Genomic DNA, 19,176 nt, shown 5'->3' on the forward strand with positions numbered 1-19,176 from the left:
TCAGCAGGCCGGACCGGGCACCATCCAGGTCCGCCACGAAAGGGACCACCATGAGCAACGAAGCCACCACGGCGGCCGGCGCCGCCAGCACCGGGAACCAGGGCGCCGGAGGCAACATTGCCTCGTACATTGACCACACCCTGCTCAAGCCGGAGGCCAGTGAAGCCGAAGTCCTCAAGGTCTGCGCCGAGGCCGCCGAGTACCAGTTCAAGTCCGTCTGCGTAAACCCGATCTGGGTCAAGTCCGTCAAGACCGCCCTCAAGGGCTCCGGCGTGCTGACCTGCTCCGTCATCGGGTTCCCGCTGGGCGCCACCCCCAGCGACGTCAAGGCCTTCGAGGCCCGCGGTGCGGTGCTGGACGGCGCGGACGAGATCGACATGGTCATCAACATCGCGGCCGCCCGCGCCAACGACAAGGGCGCCCTGGTCGATGACATCCGGGCAGTGGCCGAGGCGGTCCACGCCGGCGGCGCCATCCTGAAGGTCATCATCGAGACCGCGCTTCTTGACGACGCCCAGAAGGTCCTGGCCTGCGAGGCCGCCGTCGAAGCCGGCGCGGACTTCGTCAAGACCTCCACCGGTTTCAACGGCGGCGGCGCCACCGTCGAAGACGTGGCCCTGATGCGCCGCACCGTGGGTGCCGGTCTCGGTGTCAAGGCCTCGGGCGGGGTGCGCTCCCTCGCCGACGCTCAGGCTATGATTGCTGCAGGTGCAACACGTATTGGCGCCAGCTCCGGCATCGCGATCGTCAAGGGTGAACAGGGTTCATCCGCGTACTGACCCGCACGAGCTACTGCCGCTGCCGCCACAGTTTTTGAGCCCCGCGGGGCCGAGGAGGAACGAATGTCCAGCAACACCACCAAGACCCCGCAGGGCGAGAACACCCTGGCATCCAGCGTTGTGATCTTCGTGATCATGATGGCGCTGTTCTTCGGTGCCCTGTACTCCCTGTCCTTCCTCACCCTGGGCAACCCCTGGCCGATGGCCGCCTGCCTGATCCTCTTCGCCCTGGCGTTCTGGATCCCGCAGACCATCACGGGACGCTCCGACTCCGCAGGCGAGAGCTAAGACCACCCCCGGATTTTTCCGCTGAAGCTCCGGTTATCCGGGGCTTCAGCTGTTTAACGGCCGGTCCGACGGCGGTTGGTTGCTTGGGCCCCGGCGTCTTGGGCAGCAGACCCCCTGGGCGGCCTAGCCGGCCCCGACGGCGCTGAGCAGCCGGTTCACCAGGGCGGTGCCCAGGGCCAGGGCGGCCGGGAAGTGGCCCTTGGCCAGGGCGAGGACGGCGGAAAACACCCCGATCATCGCGTAGGCGCTGACCGGGATGAGGACAAACCACTCGCGCCGCGACCCGGCACGGCCCAGCAGCGGGATGGAGAACGCGCCGTTGGCCTTCCAGATGTCCTTGACCAGGGGCAGTTTGCGCAGGAACTTCGGCGGCTTGGCGACCAGCGGCCAGAGCAGCGGCACTCCCCCGGTGGTGATCATGTCGCCCACAATGTGCACGAGGACGCCGGTGAGCATGGATACCGGCAACCAGGACCACTGGTGCGGCGCGAACCAGGTGACCAGCCCGGCCATGGCCAGGGCGAAGATCCAGTTGCTGACCCAGCCGTACTTGGGGAACAGCTTCAGCGCCTTCGCTGCGATGTTGATCATAAACATGCACAACAGCCCCGCGCCCACCGAGAGCAGCCCCCAGTCCGTCTGCAGCTGGAGCTGCCCGGCCATCGCGGCGAGGATCACGAAGAACGCCGCGCCGACGATCGAGTGGGTGCCCTGGCGGTGGCCGCCCGAGGCGTTCTCGATCCCCACGGCGATCAGGTTTGAGACCGGCGGCAGGGCGTGCGCCACAGTGCTGGAGCGGTGGTCCCAGTCGCAGACCAGGGCCGTGCCCGCCGTCGCCATCGCGCCGATCACGATCCCGGTGGCATCCAGCGGGTACCAGCCCAGGGCGTACGGCCCGGTCGAGGCGATAGCCACCCACGCCGCGGCCCCGGACGCGGCGTGGTGTCCTCCCATCACGGCCTATCCCACTGAGAGCGGGACGTCGGAGAAGATCGCCTCGATGACGCTGTTGGCCCAGGCCAGGATTTCGGCGTCCTGCAGGTCGCGGCCGCCGATCCGTGCCGTCTTGGGCTTGGGGATCAGCACCGCGTCCAGGGCCGGCTTGGCCTGGGACCCCGGGTACATCCGGGCGAGCCGCATCAGCTTGGACTCCGGCAGCTGCGCCGGGGAGAACTTGATGAAGTTGCCCTGGAGCGCGACGTCGGTCAGCCCGGCCTCGCGGGCGCCCACCCGGAAGCGGGCCACGGCGACGAGGTTCAGGGCGGGCAGCGGCAGCTCGCCGTAGCGGTCCACGAGTTCGGCCTCGACTTCGTCGATGGCCTCGTGGCTAAGGGCTGCGGCCAGTTTCCGGTACGCCTCCAGGCGGAGCCGCTCGCCGGGAACGTAGTCGTGCGGCAGGTGCGCATTGACCGGCAGCTCGATCTTCATTTCAGCGGCCTTCTCCTCGGCCTCGCCGCGATAGTCCGCCACGGCCTCGCCCACCAGCCGGATGTAGAGATCGAATCCGACGCCCTGGATGTGGCCGGACTGTTCACCGCCGAGCAGGTTGCCGGCGCCGCGGATCTCGAGGTCCTTCATGGCCAGCTGCATGCCGGCGCCGAGCTCGTTGTGCGTGGCCACGGCCTTGAGCCGTTCGAGCGCCACTTCGCCCAAAGGTTTCTCCGACGGGTACAGGAAGTAGGCGTAGGCCCGTTCCCGGCCGCGGCCCACGCGCCCGCGCAGCTGGTGCAGCTGGGAGAGACCGTATTTGTCCGCGCCGTCCACGATCAGGGTGTTGGCGTTGGAGATATCCAGGCCGGTCTCGATGATGGTGGTGCAGACCAGCACGTCGAAGCGCTTCTCCCAGAAGTCCACGATGATCTGCTCCAGCCGGCCCTCGGACATCTTGCCATGCGCCACCTCCACGCGGGCTTCCGGGACCAGTTCGCGGATCTTCGCCGCGGTGCGTTCGATCGTGGAGACCCGGTTGTGGACGAAGAAGACCTGCCCCTCGCGCATCAGTTCGCGGCGGATCGCGGCCGAGGCCTGTTTGTCCGTGTACGGTCCCACGTAGGTCAGCACGGGGTGCCGCTCCTCCGGCGGGGTGGCCAGTGTGGAGGTCTCCCGGATACCGGTCAGGGACATCTCAAGCGTGCGCGGGATCGGGGTGGCGCTCATGGCCAGGACGTCCACGTTGGTGCGCATCTTCTTGAGCGCTTCCTTGTGCTCGACGCCGAAGCGCTGCTCCTCGTCCACGATCACCAGGCCGAGGTCCTTGAACGCGAAGTCCTTGGACAGCAGCCGGTGCGTTCCGATGACAACATCGACGGCCCCCGACTTGACCCCTTCGGCCGTTTCCTTCGCTTCCTTGGCGCCCTGGAAGCGCGAGAGCGGCTTGACCCGCAGCGGGAAGCCGGAGAACCGCTCGGTAAACGTCTCATAGTGCTGCTGGGCCAGCAGGGTGGTGGGCACCAGCACCGCCACCTGCTTGCCGTCCTGGACCGCCTTGAAGGCGGCGCGGACGGCGATCTCGGTCTTGCCGTACCCGACGTCGCCGGAGACCAGCCGGTCCATCGGGATCTCCCGCTCCATGTCGGCCTTGACCTCGTTGATGGTGGTCAGCTGGTCCGGGGTCTCCACGTAGGGGAAGGCCTCTTCGAGCTCCCGCTGCCACGGGGTGTCCGGGCCGAAGGCGTGCCCGCGGGAGGCCATCCGGGCCGAGTACAGCCGGATCAGCTCACCTGCGATTTCCTTGACGGCCTTGCGTGCCTTGGACTTGGTGCTGGCCCAGTCCGAGCCGCCCATCTTGCTCAGGACCGGGGTGTCGCCGCCGACGTAGCGGGTGACCTGGTCCAGCTGGTCGGTGGGCACAAAGAGCCGGTCGCCCGGAGCGCCGCGCTTGGAGGGCGCGTATTCGAGCACAAGGTATTCCCGCACCCCGTCGCCGCCGCCAGCGACCTTGCGCTGGATCAGCTCCACGAACCGGCCGATGCCGTGCTGTTCGTGCACCACAAAGTCTCCGGCCAGCAGCTGCAGCGGGTCTACGGCGTTGCGCCGCTTCGAGGGCATCCGCCGCATGTCCTTCGTTGACCCGGCGGAGGTCCGGCCCAGCAGGTCGGCCTCGGTCAGCAGGCCCACCTTGAGGCTGTCCAGGACAAAGCCGCGTCCGACGGCGGCGGTGGTCACCTCGATCAGGCCCGGCTGCGGCTCGGCGTCGAGGGTGTCCACCCGCGCGCACGGGATGTCGTTGTCGTGGAACAGCTCGGCGAGGCGCTGCGCCGGCCCGGGGCCCTCGGTGGCGACCACGATCCGCCACTGGTTGCGCACATGCGAGCCGATGAATTCCATCATTTCGGCCACGTCGCCCTGGTAGCCGCGGGGTTCGCGGGCGTGCAGGTTCAGCACATCGACGTCGGGCAGCAGTTCCTCGTCGCTGGCGAGCGAAGTGATGGACCACCATGACACCCCGTGGGCCAGCGCGGTGGTGCGCGTCTCGCCCAGCGAACGGAAACTGGCCGAGTGCAGGGCCTCGGAGGCGGCGGAGCTGAGATCCAGTGGTGCCGTTCCGCCGTCGGACGCCGTGGACCAGGCCGCCTCGAGGAACTCCTCGTTGGTGGCGGCGAGGTCATGGGCGCGGGTAYGGACCTTTTCGGGCTCGATCACCACCGAGATGGAACCGGCCGGGAACTGGTCCAGGAACGGCACCATGGCATCAACCAGCACCGGGGCCAGGGATTCCATACCTTCAACGGCGATGCCCCCGGCGATCTTCTCCAGCATGTCCGCCGCGGCCGGCAGCTGCGCCTTGAGCGTGGCAGCCCGGGACATGACCGAGGGCGTGATGAGGATTTCGCGGCACGGCGGGGCATGGAGCTCAGTGGGGTGGTGCACGCCCGGGGCGGTCAGCGAGCGCTGGTCCGCGACGGCGAACCAGCGCATCTGCTCGACCTCGTCGCCGAAGAACTCCACCCGGATCGGGTGGTCCTCGGTGGGCGGGAAGACGTCCAGCATGCCGCCGCGGACCGCGAATTCGCCGCGCCGGGTCACCATGTCCACCCGGGCGTAGGCGGCGTCGGCGAGGTTCCTGACGACGTCGCCGAACGGGGCATCCTGCCCCACGTGCAGGGTCACGGGGCCCAGCTCACCCAGTCCGGCCACGATGGGCTGGACCACGGCGCGGACGGGCGCGACGACGACCCGCAGGGCGCCGCCCGCAGTGTCGGGGTGTGCGAGGCGGCGGAGCACGGACAGGCGCCGGCCAACGGTGTCCGAGCGCGGCGAGAGCCGTTCGTGCGGGAGGGTCTCCCAGCTGGGGAACTCGGCAATGGAGTCGGCGGGCAGGAAGGCGCCCAGGGCGGCGGCCAGGTCCTCGGCTTCGCGGCCGGTGGCGGTGACCGCCAGCACCACGGGGGTGCCGCCGTCGTCGGATGCCCCGCCCGCGGCTGCCAGGCCGTCGGCCATCTCCGCGAGCAGCGCCGCGCGCAGGCCCGCGGGGGCGCTGATCTGGTAGTCCTCGGAGCGGGTTGTGAACGGCCGGGAGGCGGCTGCCTGCACCCGGGCAAAGGTTGTGTCCTCGGCGAGGACACGCCGCAGACCGGTGAGGGAAGGGCCGTTGAGGCTCATGGCGAACTCCTGAAGTGATCACGGGCATGCAGGCAACACGAATACCCGAAATTCGCAAGAATCCCGGGTTCTTCCAGCCTACCGCTACCCGGCGGCGGGGCTCGACCCGGGGCTAAGCTGGCGGGACGGGCTATGGTCCGGCAGGCTGCAGTCCGGCCGGGCCGGCGCTCCGAACCACTTATAGGCGCCAGCTGACATCCCCGACGAGAAGGAGCCATCCATGAACGGCACTCCCCAGGTGAACGGCACTCCCCCGGCTTCGGCCGCCAGGACGGTGCTGGTCACCGGAGCCACCGGGTACATCGGCGGCAGGCTGGTTCCCCGGCTGCTCGAGGCCGGGCACCGGGTGAAGGTGCTGGTGCGGACGCCCGCGAAGATCGCCGGGGTTCCGTGGCTGGACCAGGTGGACGTGGTCCAGAGCAGCCTCGATGACGGCGCGGCGCTGGAAGAGGCCCTGGCCGGCGTCGACGTCCTCTACTACCTGGTCCATTCCATGGCCGGCGGCGCGGGCTTCGAGGCCAAGGAGAAGGAGATGGCCGGCACGGCGGCGCGGGCTGCTGCGGCGGCCGGGGTGGGAAGGATTGTCTACCTCGGCGGCCTGCACCCCTCCGGGACCGCCCTGTCCACGCACATGCGCTCCCGGGAGGCCGTGGGCAAGGTCTTCCTCGACGGGCCGGTGGACGCGATCGTGTTCCAGGCCGGCGTGGTGATCGGCTCCGGGTCGGCGTCCTTTGAGATGATCCGGCACCTCTCCGAGACCCTTCCCGTGATGCCTGCCCCCAGCTGGGTGCGGAACAAGATCGAGGCCATCGCCGTGCGGGACGTGCTGCATTACCTGGTCGGCGCGGCCGCACTCGAGGGGCCCATCAACCGCACTTTCGACATCGGCTCCCGGCAGGTGCTCAGCTACGCGGGCATGATGAAGGAGTATGCGGCCGAAACCGGGCTGCCCCTGCGCTGGGTCCTGGCGCTGCCCGTCCCCGCCCCGAAGCTCGCCGGGCTCTGGGTGGCGCTGGTGACGCCGATTCCGCTGTCCATGTCGCTGCCCCTTGTGGAGTCCCTGCAGCACGACGCCGTGTCCCGGGAGCATGACATCGATGCCTACATCCCGGTGCCCGAGGGCGGACTGACCCCCTACCGGCGCGCCGTGGCCCTTGCCCTGGGCCGGGAGCGGGACGGCCAGGTGGAGACGACGTGGGCCAGTGCGGGGGCCGACGCCGATCCGCTGCCGAGTGACCCGGAGTGGTCCGGCCACCGGGTCTACGTCGATGAGCGCAGCTACTCCAGCGCCGTGGACCCGCAGCATGTCTGGACCATCATCGAAGGCATCGGCGGCCGCAACGGCTGGTACTCGCTGCCGCTGGCCTGGAGTGTGCGCGGCTGGCTGGACAAGCTCACGGGCGGCGCCGGCCTGGCCCGCGGCCGGCGGCACCCGCACCTGTTGGCCGAGGGTGAAGTGGTGGACTGGTGGCGGGTGGAGCGGATCGACCGCGGCCGGCTCCTGCGGCTCCGCGCGGAAATGCGGGCACCCGGCCGCGCCTGGCTGGAACTCTCGGTGGAACCTGAGGGCACCGGCAGCCGCTACCTCCAGCGGGCCATTTTCTTCCCGAAGGGCCTGAGCGGGAAGCTCTACTGGCTGGCCGTGCTGCCATTCCACAGCCTCATCTTCCCCGCCATGTCGCGGAACATCGCGGCGGCGGCCCAGCGTCTCGCAGAGACAGGGCCAGCTGCCGAATCGGAACCGGCAGAGCCAACCGCGTAAGATGTTGGGAGCCCAAAACGTCCAGACCCCCCATGGAGGACCCCCAATGGCCCTGAGTGCATCCACCACCCTTCCGCACAGCGTTGAGAGCGTCACGGCAGTTTTTGTCAACGAGGACTTCCTGCGCCACACCAGCGAACTCGTCGGCGGCACCCTCGAATCGTTCACGGTCGACGGCGACCCGGCCGGTGCTTTCAACACCACCACCGTCCGCACCATCCCCACGACGCGGATGCCCGACCTGGCCCGCAAGTTCGTCGGCGAGAGCCTCAAGGTGACCCAGCTGGAAAGCTGGGCGGCCCCCGAGGCCGACGGCTCGCGGCAGAGCACCATCTCCCTGAAGGTCGCCGGCGCTCCGCTGGACGTCAACGCCGTCCAGCGTCTGGTCGCCGACGGCGGCAGCACCCGGATCGAACTGGAGGGCACCGTCACCTCCTCCGTGCCGCTGCTGGGCGGCAAGATCGCCGACGCGGCGGAGCCGATGGTCGGCAAGGCCCTCAACATCCAGTCCACCCAGGCCCAGGCCTGGCTCGAGAGCCACTAGCCGGTGGAGCTTCCCGCCGCCCTCGCCGTTGTCCTGGTCATCGCCGGCATCTGGTCCCTGGTGGTCTGGCCGCAGTTCCTGCGCCGGGTCATGAAGGACCCGCGGGCGCGCGACGCCGGCGGCAAAGCCACCCGCTTCCTGACCGTCCATGTGGTCCTCGTCAGCATTTCGATGCTGCTCGGGGCGGCGACGGCGGCCATCGGGATCGCGGGACTGCTGAGCTGACCGGCCCCGGCCCCGATTACGCTACTGGCCCGCAGCCGTTTTTAACCCGGGCCGCGTACCGGGACACCCCTTCGAAAGCCGCTGCGTCGCCGAGGACCTCGGGGTCGGCCGCGACCTTGCCGCGCGAGCGCAACACTTCGCGGAAACTGTCGATCACCCGGTGCAGCTCATCGGCGTCCAGGCCTTCGGCGAGCTCGGTCAGCACGGAGGCCGAGGCCATGGAGATCGAGCAGCCCTCCCCGTCCCAGCGCAGCTCATTGACTTTGCCGTCCGCCACCGAGACGCGGAGGGTGATTTCGTCACCGCAGACCGGGTTGAGCTGGTGCGACTGGCCGCTGCTGGCGCCCTCCGGCGTTTCCGCCCCTGCCAGGCCGCTGCCGTGCCGTGCCTTGGAGTGCTCCAGGATGATCTGTTGGTACAGCTGGTCAAGACTCATACGGGGCCGTCCTTAGGCTTGGAAGTACGTGCGGACACCGGCGACGGCGTCGAGGAACGTGTCGACGTCGTCCGTGGTGTTGTACAGGTAGGTGCTGGCCCGGGTGCTGGCCGTGAGCCCGAGCCGGCGGTGCAGCGGCTGGGCGCAGTGGTGCCCCACCCGGACGGCGACCCCGCGGCTGTCGAGGAACTGCCCGACGTCGTGGGCGTGCACCCCGGCGACGTCGAACGCGGCCAGGCCGATCCGTTCCTGGCCTGCAGCGGGGCCCAGCACGCGGATCCCGGGAATCGCTTCGAGGCCTTCCACGAGGCGCTGGCCCAGTACCGCTTCCCACGCGTGGATGCGGGCGACGCCGGTCTCGTTCAGGTAGTTGGCGGCCGCGGCGAGCGCCACCGCCTGGGAGATCTTCTGGGTCCCGGCTTCGAAGCGCTGCGGGCTGGGCAGGAAGCCGGCGCGTTCCATGGTGACGGTGGTGATCATGGAACCGCCGGTCAGGAACGGCGGCATCGCGTTGAGCAGTTCGGAGCGTCCGTAGAGGCCGCCGATTCCGGTGGGGCCGAGCATCTTGTGCCCGGAGAAGACGGCAAAGTCCACGTCCAGGGCCTTGACGTCCAGGACCAGGTGCGGGGCGGACTGGCAGGCGTCCAGCACCACCAGCGCTCCGGCGGCCCGGGCCAGCGCGACCAGCGCGGACACGGGGTTGATGGTTCCCAGCACGTTCGAGGCGTGGGTGAAGGCCAGTACCCGGGTCCGGCTGCCGATCAGGCGGGCGGCGGCCTCGAGGTCCAGGGCCCCGGCGTCGTCCACCGGGATGAACTTCAGCGTGGCGCCGGTCCGTTCGGCCAGCTGCTGCCAGGGAATCAGGTTGGCGTGGTGTTCCATCTCGGTCACCACAATCTCGTCGCCCGCGGCGAGGGCGAACCGGGCGGCTTCGGCCGGGGCGCCGGGCAGGGAGGCGTTGAGGAACGAGTAGCTGAGCAGGTTCAGGCCCTCGGTGGCGTTGGAGGTCCAGATCAGTTCGTCCGGGTCCGCGCCGATGAAGGCAGCCACGGTCTCGCGGGCGTCTTCGAACACTTCGGTGGCCTCCACCGCCAGGTAATGCGCGCCGCGGTGCACGGCGGAGTTCCGCTGCTCGTAGAACTCCTGCTCGGCTTCGAGCACACTGAGCGGGTTCTGCGAGGTGGCACCGGAGTCCAGGTAGACCAGCGGTTGCCCGTTGACGGACCGGTGCAGGATCGGGAAGTCGTTGCGGATCCTCATGACTTCCTCGTTGCCCAGCGCCGTGGCGGAGCGGAGGAGATGGGCTGGTGTGGCAACCATGGGCGGGACTCCTGGATCGGCTTTCGCTGCGGCGCAGCAGGGGTCCCGGCGGGCCAGCCCTATTACGTCACGCAGATTAGACCTAATTATCCCACGTCCGCGCCGTGCCTTGTTGCCGAGGTCCGGACGGGCCTGCCGGAACGCTGGCGCGCCCCGCCTGCGGGTGGTAAGCCCGGGCGGGGCGCCAGTTGCAGCGTTACCGCTTTCCACGTCTTTCAGTGGTGCAGACCGTTGAAGGGAGCCGGCGGCGGCTGGGGGGAGAGCCTCGGTCTCAGAAGGCTCTGACGCCGCCGGCTCCGACTTTGGGGTATGGCTGCCGGTTTCGGCACCATACGGTTCCATTGAAGGAGTGTGAGGTGGTTCTTGGGACTGACTTAAGTCAATCGTGGAGCCATTATCTTCACACGAGTAGCATTTACCCGACTTCTCCCCTGGCGGGTCCGCGGCACTACTTGGCCATACTTGTCCGGTTCCCACGGCTCACTCTGGCCCCGGGAGCGGGGGCCGCGGGCCGGAGCGGCGGGTGTGTGGCTATGGCGGCTGCAGGTCCTTCTGCATGTCCACGAGTTCGCCGCGGCGGCTGACGCCGAGTTTCCCGAAGATCCGGTACAGGTGGCCCTCCACGGTCCGCTGGGACACGGTCAGTTGCTCGGCGATCTCCGCATTCGAGGCCCCGCCGGCCACAAGCTTCAGGATTTCCGATTCCCGGGCGGTCAGTTCCGAGTGGTGCTCGCCGTGGATGATGGTCAGCAGGCCCGACATGCCGGTGGCCAGCATCCGTTGGTGCACCTTGCGCTGGACGGCGGTGAGCTTCCATTTTTCCGGATCGTTTTCCAGCAGGCGTGCTGCCTGCTGGGCGGCTTCAAGGGCCAGCAGCAGGTGACCGGCGGCCATGGCCCGGTCACTGAGGGCGGTCAGCTCCGTTGAGTCCGACGCCGCCACGGCCAGCGCGTAGGCGTGCAGTGCCCTCGCCTCGGCGCCCTCGACGGCGCCGCTGCTCGCGGCCAGGGCCTCCGCGGCCCCGGCGTTCCCCCCGCGCACGGCGATCCGGCGGATGTCCGTCTCCACGGCGCGAAGGCCTTGCCGCTGCGCCTCCGCTGCGAGCCGTGCCAGTTCCGGTCCGACCTCTCCGCCGTCGTCCCCGGCCGCAGCGGCGCCCGCCACCAGGTGGATCGCCGCGCCCGTGGCAACGCCGGTTGCCGCCGGGACGGCAGACCTGGCAGCCGACTCCGCGGCTGCACAGTACGCCTCGGCGAGGAGGCGGAGGGTCTCCGGCTCCCGGTAGTCCGTCTGGCGGTACGCCTCCGCCTGTTCGGCGGCTTCCTCCGTGCGGCCGACGGCGGCGGCCGCGTAGGCCGTGATGGCCCGGGCAAAACCGAGCAGTTCCCAGGGGTCCGAGATCAGGAGTTCTTCCACGCCGAACTGCAGCTCGGCCAGGCACTCCGTGATCCGGCCCTGCCGGAGCCGGGAGTAGCCGCGCATGACGTGCAGCAGGCCGCCGCTGTTCAGCAGGCGGGAGGGAAGACCCGCGGAATAGTCGTCAAGGACCGTGGCGAGTTCCTCCCATTCCCCGGCGCGGATCAGGCACAGGCAGTGCCGGCCCAGCACGTCCTCGTACACCAGGGGAAGGGCCACGCCGTCGTCCCTGACCCCGCGCCAGGCCTCCCGGTGAAGGCTCAGGGCCGCCAGCGTGAACCCCTGGGCGGTCTGGAGGGCGGCGAGGCGGGACTGCGCGGGGACCCGGATTTCGGGATTCCCTGCGGCGGCGGCGATGAGTTCGTGCAACCGGCCCGCGAGCTCGGCCGGACGCCCCGACCACTCCTCCGCCAGCACGGCGCAGGCCAGTCCCGTAGCTGGTGCTGCCCACCCCGGCTGCTCCGGTGGACCGGCGCCGGCGCCGGTCTCCGCCGCCCCGGCCTCCCCGGGGGGTGCTGCGCCGGCCACGGCCGCCCCGAGGGGTGCTGTACCGGTTCCCGCGGAGCCCGCTGCCCCCTGCGGCTGGATGTCGATCTCCGGGACGAGGGCGCCGAGCCGGTGGGCCAGGAGTGCCCCGAGATACGCGGCGCGCCCGTACGGGAACGGCTGCGCGGCCAGGAGGTCTGCGGCCGCGTCTTCGTCCGCGCCGAGAATGTAGTGCGCGTAGGCGAGCTGGACCCCGGTCTCCGGACGGCGTTCCTCCCGGATGGCCCCCGCTGCCCGGAGTGCCGTGGCGGCGTCCAGGCGGATGTTCGCCGCGGATGCGGCGTCCAGCAGCTCGGCATCCGCCGGATCCGTGCCGGCGTCGAGCGCCCAGCGCAACTGGTTCTGGACGGCGTCGGGAACCACTGCCCCGACCCGCGGCAGCGACTGCAGGCTGGACCGGAGGCTGGCGCTCCGGCCGGCGGGCACACGGGTGCGGATGATCTCGCCGATGACGGGGCTGGCCGGGCTGACGATGCGGTCGTGGTCACGTGAGATCCGGATGATTCCGGCCATTTCGAGGGCATCGACGGCCCGGGGGCTGCTGAATCTGAGGAGCTGGCCGAGGGACAGCGGGCCGGCGAGCGCGACGATGGCCGCCGCTGTCCTCTCCTCCGGCGGCATGGACCGGACCTGATGGTCCACGAGGTCCGCGGCCGGAATGTCACCCAGGTCCGGCCGGGCCAGCAGGAACCAGGTTCCGTGCCGCTGGCCGATGGCTCCAGTGGCCCGTGCGTGCTCGACCAGGGATGTCAGCATTGAGGGGCTGCCCTCAGTCAGCTGGGCGAAGAGTTCACTGACCCATGGGGAGACATCCGCCTGGAGCATCTGCTCGCAGAGCTGGTGCACCTCGGCGCGGCTCAGGGCCGGCAGATCGAACTTGGAGATGATGCCGTCCCCCCACAGGGCCAGGAACTCTTCGGGGACCAGCGGACCGGGACGGCAGCTGGCGAGCAGCCGGGCCGCGCCGGTGGCCACAGACTGCGCCACCAGCTGGATGGTCCCCTGGTCCAGGTGCTGGGCGTCGTCAATGACGAACAGCGCCAGGGCCGGTTCGGACCGGAGGCTCGCCGTCACGGCGCCCAGCACGGCCGGGTAGGAGTCCAGGTCATGGGACGGCAGGCCCGCCAGGTACGGTGCCAGGGCCCCGAACGGAACGGCCGCGAGCGCCGGGGTCGCACCGAGCCTGATCACCCGGCCCTGCGGACGAAGCTCGGCCAGCACGGCTTTGACGACGACGGTCTTGCCCGACCCCGCGCTGCCGACAATCAGCGCCCCAGTTCGGCCTTCGTCGCGCAGGCAGTGCACGATCTCCCGGACGATCCCCGAACGGCCGATCAGGGCGGCCGCCTCTGTCAGGCTTTCCATGGCCAGCCTCCCAGGCCATGCTCAAGCGGCCCCGGGGCACCCGGGGTCTTGAGGTCCTGGTCAGCCGATGCGGGCACTGGCCGACGGCGCTGCGATGACATCTTTGAGCTCCGATCGGCTGGCGACGTGGAGTTTCGAGTAGACCTGGTAGAGGTGGCCTTCCACTGTCCGGACCGAGACGTGCATCTGCTCGGCGATCTTACGGTTGGATGTTCCCGCGGCGGCCCGGACCGCCACTTCACACTCCCGGGCTGTCAGGGTGGAGGTGGTCAGTGAGTGCAGCCCGTTGCCGGGGTTGCCGAACCTGTCATCAAGGGACTGCTCGGTGCGCTGGGAGATGCGCAGCGCGATCCGGTTTCCGGCTTCGTTGGCGCAGTACACCGCCCGCCGCGCCACGTCCCGGGCAAAGATGGCGTTCCCTGCGGCGTCCGCGTCTTTAGCCACTGCCAGCAACTGCTCGCCGGAGCCGTCCTTGACCCCGTCGGCCAGGCGCTGGCAGAGCTGGGCAAACTGGCCCGAGACCTGGCCGGCCAGCCCGGACAACCGCTGGCACAGCTGGCGGTCCCCCAGCCTGGCCGCCGCGGACAGGAAGAGCAGTGCGGTAGCCGGCGCGCCGGCGTCGGCCTCGCTGCCTGCCTCGGCGGACAGCGCACGGATGGCAGCGGCACGCTGCCCGAGTTCCGCCATCGCGGAAAGCTCGAAGTAGCGCGTCATCCGGCCGACCAGCCAGGAATTGTGCCGCTGCGGCTGCGCCACTTCCTCGAGCAGCACCATGGCCCGTTCCTCGTCGCCGGACAGCCCGGCCGCGTACGCACACGCGGCCGTCGCCAGGCCGGAGAGCCCGTCCGGGTCCTGGGTCCGGAGCTGCCACATGCCGGCCTCAAGCCACGGAATTGCGCTCTCAAGGCGCCCGGCATGCAGGTCCAGGACACCCTGCCCGATTTCGAACATCCCGCCCAGCCGGGACTGCGGCTCCGCCGAGCCTGACGCGGCCGCAATGAACGCCGCCGCCTCCCGGAACTTCGCGGACAGCAGCAACAGGAGGAGGAACCGGCCCCGGATCTCCCGGGCCGTGCGGTCGGACAGCGGGAGGGTGGCGGCCGCGGCCATGATTTGTTTGCCCAGCGCCATGGCGCCCAGCACGTTGCCGCCGACGGCCATCGTCTCGCAGAGCAGGCTCGCGGTCTGGAGGCCGGTTTCGCTGTCGAGCTCCGGGTCCAGGCCTGCCCGGACCGCCAGGACGTCCTCGTAGCGGCCCTCGAAGACGGCGAGCTTGGCCTCTGCCAGGCGCACCTGCCCGCGGGACCGTTCCAGGGCGGCGGAGCTCTGCACGGGAAGACCGTAGAGCCGTTCCCTGACCCGGCCCAGTGTGGCGAGCGCCCCGGCACCGGCCATCGGACTGCGCTGGTCCAGTTCCACCCGCAGGAGCTGCAGCGCGACCCACTCGTGCAGCGGGTACTCGCCCCCGGCGGGTTCGTCCAGGCTGTGCAGCACCCTTCGCGCCGACTCGTTGTCGTTGGCGGCGATGTGGGCGCGGACCGTTTCGACGGCGGCCCCCGCCAGTCCCCCGCATCCCTCGATTTCCTGGATGAAGCGCAGCGCCGACTCGGGGTCGGAGCCGTTGTTGGCACGGTGCGCGGCGGCCAGGGCAGTCTCGGCGCTGATCCGCTCCCCGCAGTCCAGGGACCAGGCGAGGTTGGTGGCCGCGCCGGCGTCGGCCAGCTCGGCGTCCGTGAGCACGGCAGTGAGCCGGCGCCGGAGCTCCGCGCTGCGGCCGGGCGGAACCACGCTGGCCACGATGGCCCCGGTGACCGCATTGGCGACGCTGACCATGGGCGGATGGTCGTGGCTGACCTGGATGAGGGCGCGCTCCTGGAGGGTGTCCATGTCCTGCGGGTTGAAGATCCTCATGAGGGTCTGCAGCGGGACAGAGCCGGCGAGGGCGAGCAGTTCAAAGACATCGCGCTGGCCCGGGCTGAGCCGGTTCAGCCGCGCCTTGACGACGTCCCGGATCTCTCCGGTCAGGGCGATGGGGCGCCCGTCGAGCACCCACGCCCCTTCCTGCTGGACAATCGTGCCGAGCTTGATCTGTTCCCGTGCCAGGGAATGCAGGAACAGGGCGTTCCCGCCGCTGGCGCTCCACAGCGCACGGGCCGCCGACTGCGAGAAGTGGCCGCCGTATTCCTGGTTGAGTGTCGCCACGGTCTCGCCGAAGTCGAACGCCGCCACGTCCACGCGGCGGAGCATGTCATCCTTCCAGAGGCCCATGATGTCGCTGCCCACATGGTGCAGGTCCACGCAGGCCGCCAGCAGGGTCACGTGGCCGCCCGCGCTGAGCTGGGCCACCATCATGCACGAGAGGTCATCGAGGTCGTGGGCGTTGTCCACGAACAGCATGATGGGGCGTCCCTGCGCCTTGGTCTGGAGCAAATGCGTGAGGCCCCGCAACACCATCAGGGGGTGCTCCAGGTGGGCCGCGTCGAGGTCGTTGAGCAGGACACTCAGTGCCCCGTAGGGCAGCTTCGACGCGATGGAGCTGCCCCGGACCTGGACCACCAGGTAGTCATCGGCCAGCTGTTCCAGGGCACGCTGGGCAATGAAGGACTTTCCGGCCCCGTGCTCCCCGACCAGCACGACGCCGCACCCCGCACCCCCTGTGAGGGTTTCGACGATATCCGAAACTGTCTGCTGCCGGGTGAAGGGCTTTTCCTGCCTCCCCCGGGTTGCCCGTTGCGCTGGAGAGACCACGTCCGATTTACCGCTGCCGGCAGGCACGCCAGCTTCTTGCTGAAACATAGGAGAGACCTTTGCTATCAATGTTTAACCAGTGATAGGTCCACGCTAGAGACCGGCCAATGCCACGGCATCCGTAGGTAGTACTCGAATGCCGGGCGGGTATCGGATGCCTTCCTACCCGGCAGTACTCAGAAATCCCCGGCCGTCCCGGAGTAGAAAACCAAGTAGTCGGCCGGGGCCTTAGAGTGCAGTCGGCGAGGTGCGGGCGCGCAAGGCGGCAAACACCTACTCGGCGGCGATTYGGCGGAGCTCGTCGCGTCCCTTGATGTTCAGTTTGGCGTAGCTGCGGTACAGGTGGCCCTCGACCGTGCGGACCGAAACATGCAGGTCGGCGGCGATTTGGCGGTCGCTCAGCCCCCGGATGGCCAGCGCCACGATGTCACGCTCCCGGCGCGTGAGCAGGCCCAGGCTGTCCCCCTGGCCGGTAGGTTCCCCGCCCGGCAGGCTTTGGGCGTAGTCCTGGCAGCGCTGCCGCTGCGCCGCCGCCATACGTTCCCGGAGGCCGTCCCCGGCCGCGCGGTAGGCGCCTGCTGCGGCCCCGTACGCCTGCGCGGCGAAACCCCACAGCTCGGCGTCCTCGCAACGCTTGGCGGCGTCCATCAGATCCGCGGGCCGCTCCGTCCCCAGTGCCTCCGCGTAGCCGCAGACGGCCGCGGCACGCCGGCCTTCGAGCTGGGGTTTGAGTTCGCGCAGCCGCCCGGCCGCTGACAGGTCCCCGAGGGCCAGCCGGAAGAAGAGGGAGTCGAACTCGAGCCCGGCGGTGTTGCCGGCCCCGTCCGGCCGTCCGAGCCGCTCCAGCTCCTCGGCCGCATGCCCGAGCCCGCCGAGCCGGGCCTTGCCGTAGACCACGGCCATTTCGGACAGCGTCCGCAGGTACCTTGAAACGACCGGCATGGCGGCTTCATAGTCTGCGAGGTGCCCGGCAGCCTTGTCCGGAATACCGGCGTCGGCCGCGGCGGCGAACGCCATCGCGGCCGTGACGGAGAACAACTGCTGGGGATCCGAGAGGCGGAGCGCCTCGATTGCGGCGCGCAGGGTCCGCTTGGCCTCCAGCGATTTCCCCTGGTACAGCAGGACGATGCCGGTAGCGGCATGGACCCCGCCGCCGAAGGAGATCAGGCTGGGGCCAAAAGCCGCCACAAATCCGCCAAGCAGGTTCTCCACGGCGCCCCAGTCCCCGCCATGGATGACTGCCGTAACGGCCCGGACCACCAGGAAGTCCGAGAGGAAGTAGAGCTCGTCGTGTTGGTCGCCGGCCGCTGCCAGCGCGGACCGGGCCGCGGCGTAGGCGCTCTCCGGCTTGCCCTGGACCAGGAGCTGCTCGGCTTCCAGGGCCAGCCGGAAGGCTTTTTCCAGGTTGCTGGCGGGCGGCCGCTCCCCCGTGTGATCCCCGCTCCCGTCCGACGCCGCGGCGCCGCCGTCGAGCGAACCGGCGGCGCCGCCGTCGCCGGCAAGCGCCAGGACCATACTGCGGATGGTACGCACTCGGTCGCGGGTGGCGGCGAGGATGACGTCCGCGGTGGCCGGGTTGGCAGCCGCGAGCCGCTCCCCGGCGTGCACCAGCGCCTGGGCGCGGTCAATGATCTCGGCCGGGCTGTGGCCCAGCGCGGACAGGACCGCGGCCCACAGCAGCGAGCCCGTCAGGAGGCTGGCGACGGTGGTCCCCTTGGCGAAGTCCGCCTCCAGGATGTCCCGTGCCGCCGCATGCTGGGAGCTGTTGTAGTGCGTCCGTGCTATCACCGACCGCGCGGCAATCTGCAGGTCCGGGTCCCGGACCTGGGAGGCTGCCCTGCGGGCCAGGTCGTCTTCGAACAGCCTGCTGGCTAGGAGCGCGGCCCGGAGCAGCTGCCGGTCCTCGACTTCGACGCCGCATTCCAGCGACCAGCTGACATGGCGCAGGAGCCCTTCGGCGGAGGTTGGTTCGCGGTCCATAAGCCGCAGCAGGCTTTGGCGGAGCTCGAGGCTGCGGGCCGGTGAGATCAGGTTCCGGATGGTGTCCCCGTAAACCGAATGCCACAGGCGCAGCTCGTGGTCGGGTGTGTCCGCAACCCGGATGAGCTCCTGCTCGATCAGGTACGCGACGGCCGTTTCATCAACCAACGCCTCGATCAGGCGCCGGGACACGGGCTCGGCGAGCGCCACGAGGTTCAGCGCCTTGCGTTCCTCGGAGGAGCGGCGCAGCAGCTGGCGGCGGACGACGTCGGTCAGCCGCTCGCCGTGGCTGTTGAGCTGGTGGGTCAGGAGCCAAACCCCGTTGCGCTGCAGCAGCGTTCCGTCACTTTTGGCGTCGTCGATCAGGCAGCTGAGCAGCAGCGGGTTGCCCGCGGACGCCTCCCACAGGACATCGGCGGCGTTCGAGACCACCTGCGGGCCGAGCTTCTGGGCCAGGAGTTCGTCCGTTTGTTCCCGGGTCAGGGGCCGGAGGTCGTGCCGTTCGGCGATGCCCTCGAACCAGAGCTGCAGGAGCGGCTCGGGCAGGCCCGGCCGGGTGGCGGCCGCGACGAGGAGTTTCGCCCAGCCGGCCGCGGCCAGCTCCACGAGGACACCTGCGGTGGACTCGTCGAGGTCGTGGGCGTCGTCCACCAGCAACAGGAGCGGCTTCTGGGTGGCCCGCCGCTGCCCCTCAAGATAGCTCCAGAAGGTCCGCAGCACGGCCAGCTGGGAGGTGGCCTCCTCCACGGGCAGGTCCACGATGAACGGCGCGAGGATGCCGTAGGGGACGTGGCTCAGCGCCGGGCTGCCGTGCAGGCGCACGGGGGTCATGTGGCCGCCGAGCTCCGCAGCCACGGTCTCCATGATCGATGACTTGCCGATCCCGTGGTCGCCCAGGAGCAGGACCGCGACGTGCGCTCCCCCCTGCAGGGACTCGACGGCGGATGTCACGTCCTCCGCCCGGCCGGCGAGGGCAGGGCGCTTTGCGGCGGGGTTCTCCCCGCTGGCTCTAGATGAGTCCAAGCAAATCACTCCGCGAGGACACCCCGAGCTTGGTGAAGACCTGGTAAAGGTGCCCCTCCACGGTCCGTATCGAGATGCCCACCTCGAGCGCGATGTCCTTGTTGGAGACCCCGTTTCCGGCGAGGGCCGCGATTTGCCGTTC

13 protein-coding genes are annotated in these 19,176 nt (G+C 69.8%); 5 read left to right on the forward strand and 8 right to left on the reverse strand.

Annotation, left to right across the window (positions count from 1 at the left end):
- The first annotated feature begins 50 nt into the window (after nucleotides 1–50).
- Nucleotides 51–779: a deoxyribose-phosphate aldolase gene (gene deoC / locus AC1DHD_RS06075; RefSeq protein ID WP_476878848.1), complete on the forward strand. Its 729-nt coding sequence runs from the start codon at nucleotides 51–53 to the stop codon at nucleotides 777–779.
- 63 nt (nucleotides 780–842) lie between these two features.
- Entirely contained in the window at nucleotides 843–1,067 is a 225-nt protein-coding gene (locus tag AC1DHD_RS06080) for a hypothetical protein (RefSeq protein ID WP_476878849.1), read from the forward strand.
- 123 nt (nucleotides 1,068–1,190) lie between these two features.
- On the opposite strand, the gene AC1DHD_RS06085 is transcribed toward AC1DHD_RS06080, so the two are convergent.
- Nucleotides 1,191–2,021 carry a metal-dependent hydrolase gene (locus AC1DHD_RS06085; RefSeq protein ID WP_476878860.1) on the reverse strand — a complete coding sequence of 277 codons (831 nt, stop codon included), beginning with the start codon at nucleotides 2,019–2,021 and terminating at the stop codon, nucleotides 1,191–1,193.
- Nucleotides 2,022–2,027: 6 nt separating this feature from the next.
- Nucleotides 2,028–5,669: a transcription-repair coupling factor gene (gene mfd / locus AC1DHD_RS06090; RefSeq protein ID WP_476878850.1), complete on the reverse strand. Its 3,642-nt coding sequence runs from the start codon at nucleotides 5,667–5,669 to the stop codon at nucleotides 2,028–2,030.
- Nucleotides 5,670–5,889: 220 nt separating this feature from the next.
- Here mfd and AC1DHD_RS06095 point away from each other — a divergent pair, with 220 nt between their 5' ends.
- Genes AC1DHD_RS06095 through AC1DHD_RS06105 form a run of 3 tightly spaced genes read left to right on the forward strand, consistent with a single transcriptional unit; the run spans nucleotide 5,890 to nucleotide 8,200 of the window.
- Nucleotides 5,890–7,431 (forward strand): SDR family oxidoreductase, encoded by a 1,542-nt coding sequence (locus AC1DHD_RS06095; RefSeq protein WP_476878851.1) that lies wholly within the window; start codon nucleotides 5,890–5,892, stop codon nucleotides 7,429–7,431.
- A gap of 46 nt (nucleotides 7,432–7,477) precedes the next feature.
- Nucleotides 7,478–7,975, forward strand: a complete 498-nt coding sequence (locus AC1DHD_RS06100; protein ID WP_476878852.1) for a DUF2505 domain-containing protein — start codon at nucleotides 7,478–7,480, stop codon at nucleotides 7,973–7,975.
- A gap of 3 nt (nucleotides 7,976–7,978) precedes the next feature.
- The gene (locus AC1DHD_RS06105; RefSeq protein ID WP_476878853.1) at nucleotides 7,979–8,200 is read left to right on the forward strand and encodes an SCO4848 family membrane protein; all 222 of its coding nucleotides are present in this window, start codon (nucleotides 7,979–7,981) and stop codon (nucleotides 8,198–8,200) included.
- A 16-nt stretch (nucleotides 8,201–8,216) separates the two neighbouring features.
- On the opposite strand, the gene sufU is transcribed toward AC1DHD_RS06105, so the two are convergent.
- The 6 genes from sufU to AC1DHD_RS06135 all read right to left on the reverse strand — a co-directional run.
- Nucleotides 8,217–8,636 carry a Fe-S cluster assembly sulfur transfer protein SufU gene (sufU, locus tag AC1DHD_RS06110; protein WP_476878854.1) on the reverse strand — a complete coding sequence of 140 codons (420 nt, stop codon included), beginning with the start codon at nucleotides 8,634–8,636 and terminating at the stop codon, nucleotides 8,217–8,219.
- 12 nt (nucleotides 8,637–8,648) lie between these two features.
- Nucleotides 8,649–9,956 (reverse strand): SufS family cysteine desulfurase, encoded by a 1,308-nt coding sequence (locus AC1DHD_RS06115; protein ID WP_476878855.1) that lies wholly within the window; start codon nucleotides 9,954–9,956, stop codon nucleotides 8,649–8,651.
- A 531-nt stretch (nucleotides 9,957–10,487) separates the two neighbouring features.
- Complete coding sequence (locus tag AC1DHD_RS06120; protein WP_476878856.1) at nucleotides 10,488–13,283, reverse strand: LuxR C-terminal-related transcriptional regulator; 2,796 nt, start codon at nucleotides 13,281–13,283, stop codon at nucleotides 10,488–10,490.
- A gap of 60 nt (nucleotides 13,284–13,343) precedes the next feature.
- The gene (locus AC1DHD_RS06125; protein WP_476878857.1) at nucleotides 13,344–16,058 is read right to left on the reverse strand and encodes a helix-turn-helix transcriptional regulator; all 2,715 of its coding nucleotides are present in this window, start codon (nucleotides 16,056–16,058) and stop codon (nucleotides 13,344–13,346) included.
- A gap of 246 nt (nucleotides 16,059–16,304) precedes the next feature.
- Entirely contained in the window at nucleotides 16,305–19,034 is a 2,730-nt protein-coding gene (locus AC1DHD_RS06130) for a helix-turn-helix transcriptional regulator (RefSeq protein WP_476878858.1), read from the reverse strand.
- Nucleotides 19,021–19,176: helix-turn-helix domain-containing protein (locus tag AC1DHD_RS06135; protein ID WP_476878861.1), on the reverse strand; the 156-nt coding region annotated here is incomplete at its 5' end. The genes AC1DHD_RS06135 and AC1DHD_RS06130, both read right to left, overlap by 14 nt.

The sequence above is a fragment of the Arthrobacter sp. 05L45_2 genome (assembly GCF_056397525.1).

Bases quoted from the DNA above. Each gene is read 5' to 3' on its own strand.
- sufU (WP_476878854.1), bottom strand. From the start codon at position 8,636: ATGAGTCTTGACCAGCTGTACCAACAGATCATCCTGGAGCACTCCAAG.
- AC1DHD_RS06095 (WP_476878851.1), top strand. From the start codon at position 5,890: ATGAACGGCACTCCCCAGGTGAACGGCACTCCCCCGGCTTCGGCCGCC.
- AC1DHD_RS06080 (WP_476878849.1), top strand. From the start codon at position 843: ATGTCCAGCAACACCACCAAGACCCCGCAGGGCGAGAACACCCTGGCA.
- AC1DHD_RS06085 (WP_476878860.1), bottom strand. From the start codon at position 2,021: ATGGGAGGACACCACGCCGCGTCCGGGGCCGCGGCGTGGGTGGCTATC.
- AC1DHD_RS06120 (WP_476878856.1), bottom strand. From the start codon at position 13,283: ATGGAAAGCCTGACAGAGGCGGCCGCCCTGATCGGCCGTTCGGGGATC.
- AC1DHD_RS06100 (WP_476878852.1), top strand. From the start codon at position 7,478: ATGGCCCTGAGTGCATCCACCACCCTTCCGCACAGCGTTGAGAGCGTC.
- deoC (WP_476878848.1), top strand. From the start codon at position 51: ATGAGCAACGAAGCCACCACGGCGGCCGGCGCCGCCAGCACCGGGAAC.
- AC1DHD_RS06115 (WP_476878855.1), bottom strand. From the start codon at position 9,956: ATGGTTGCCACACCAGCCCATCTCCTCCGCTCCGCCACGGCGCTGGGC.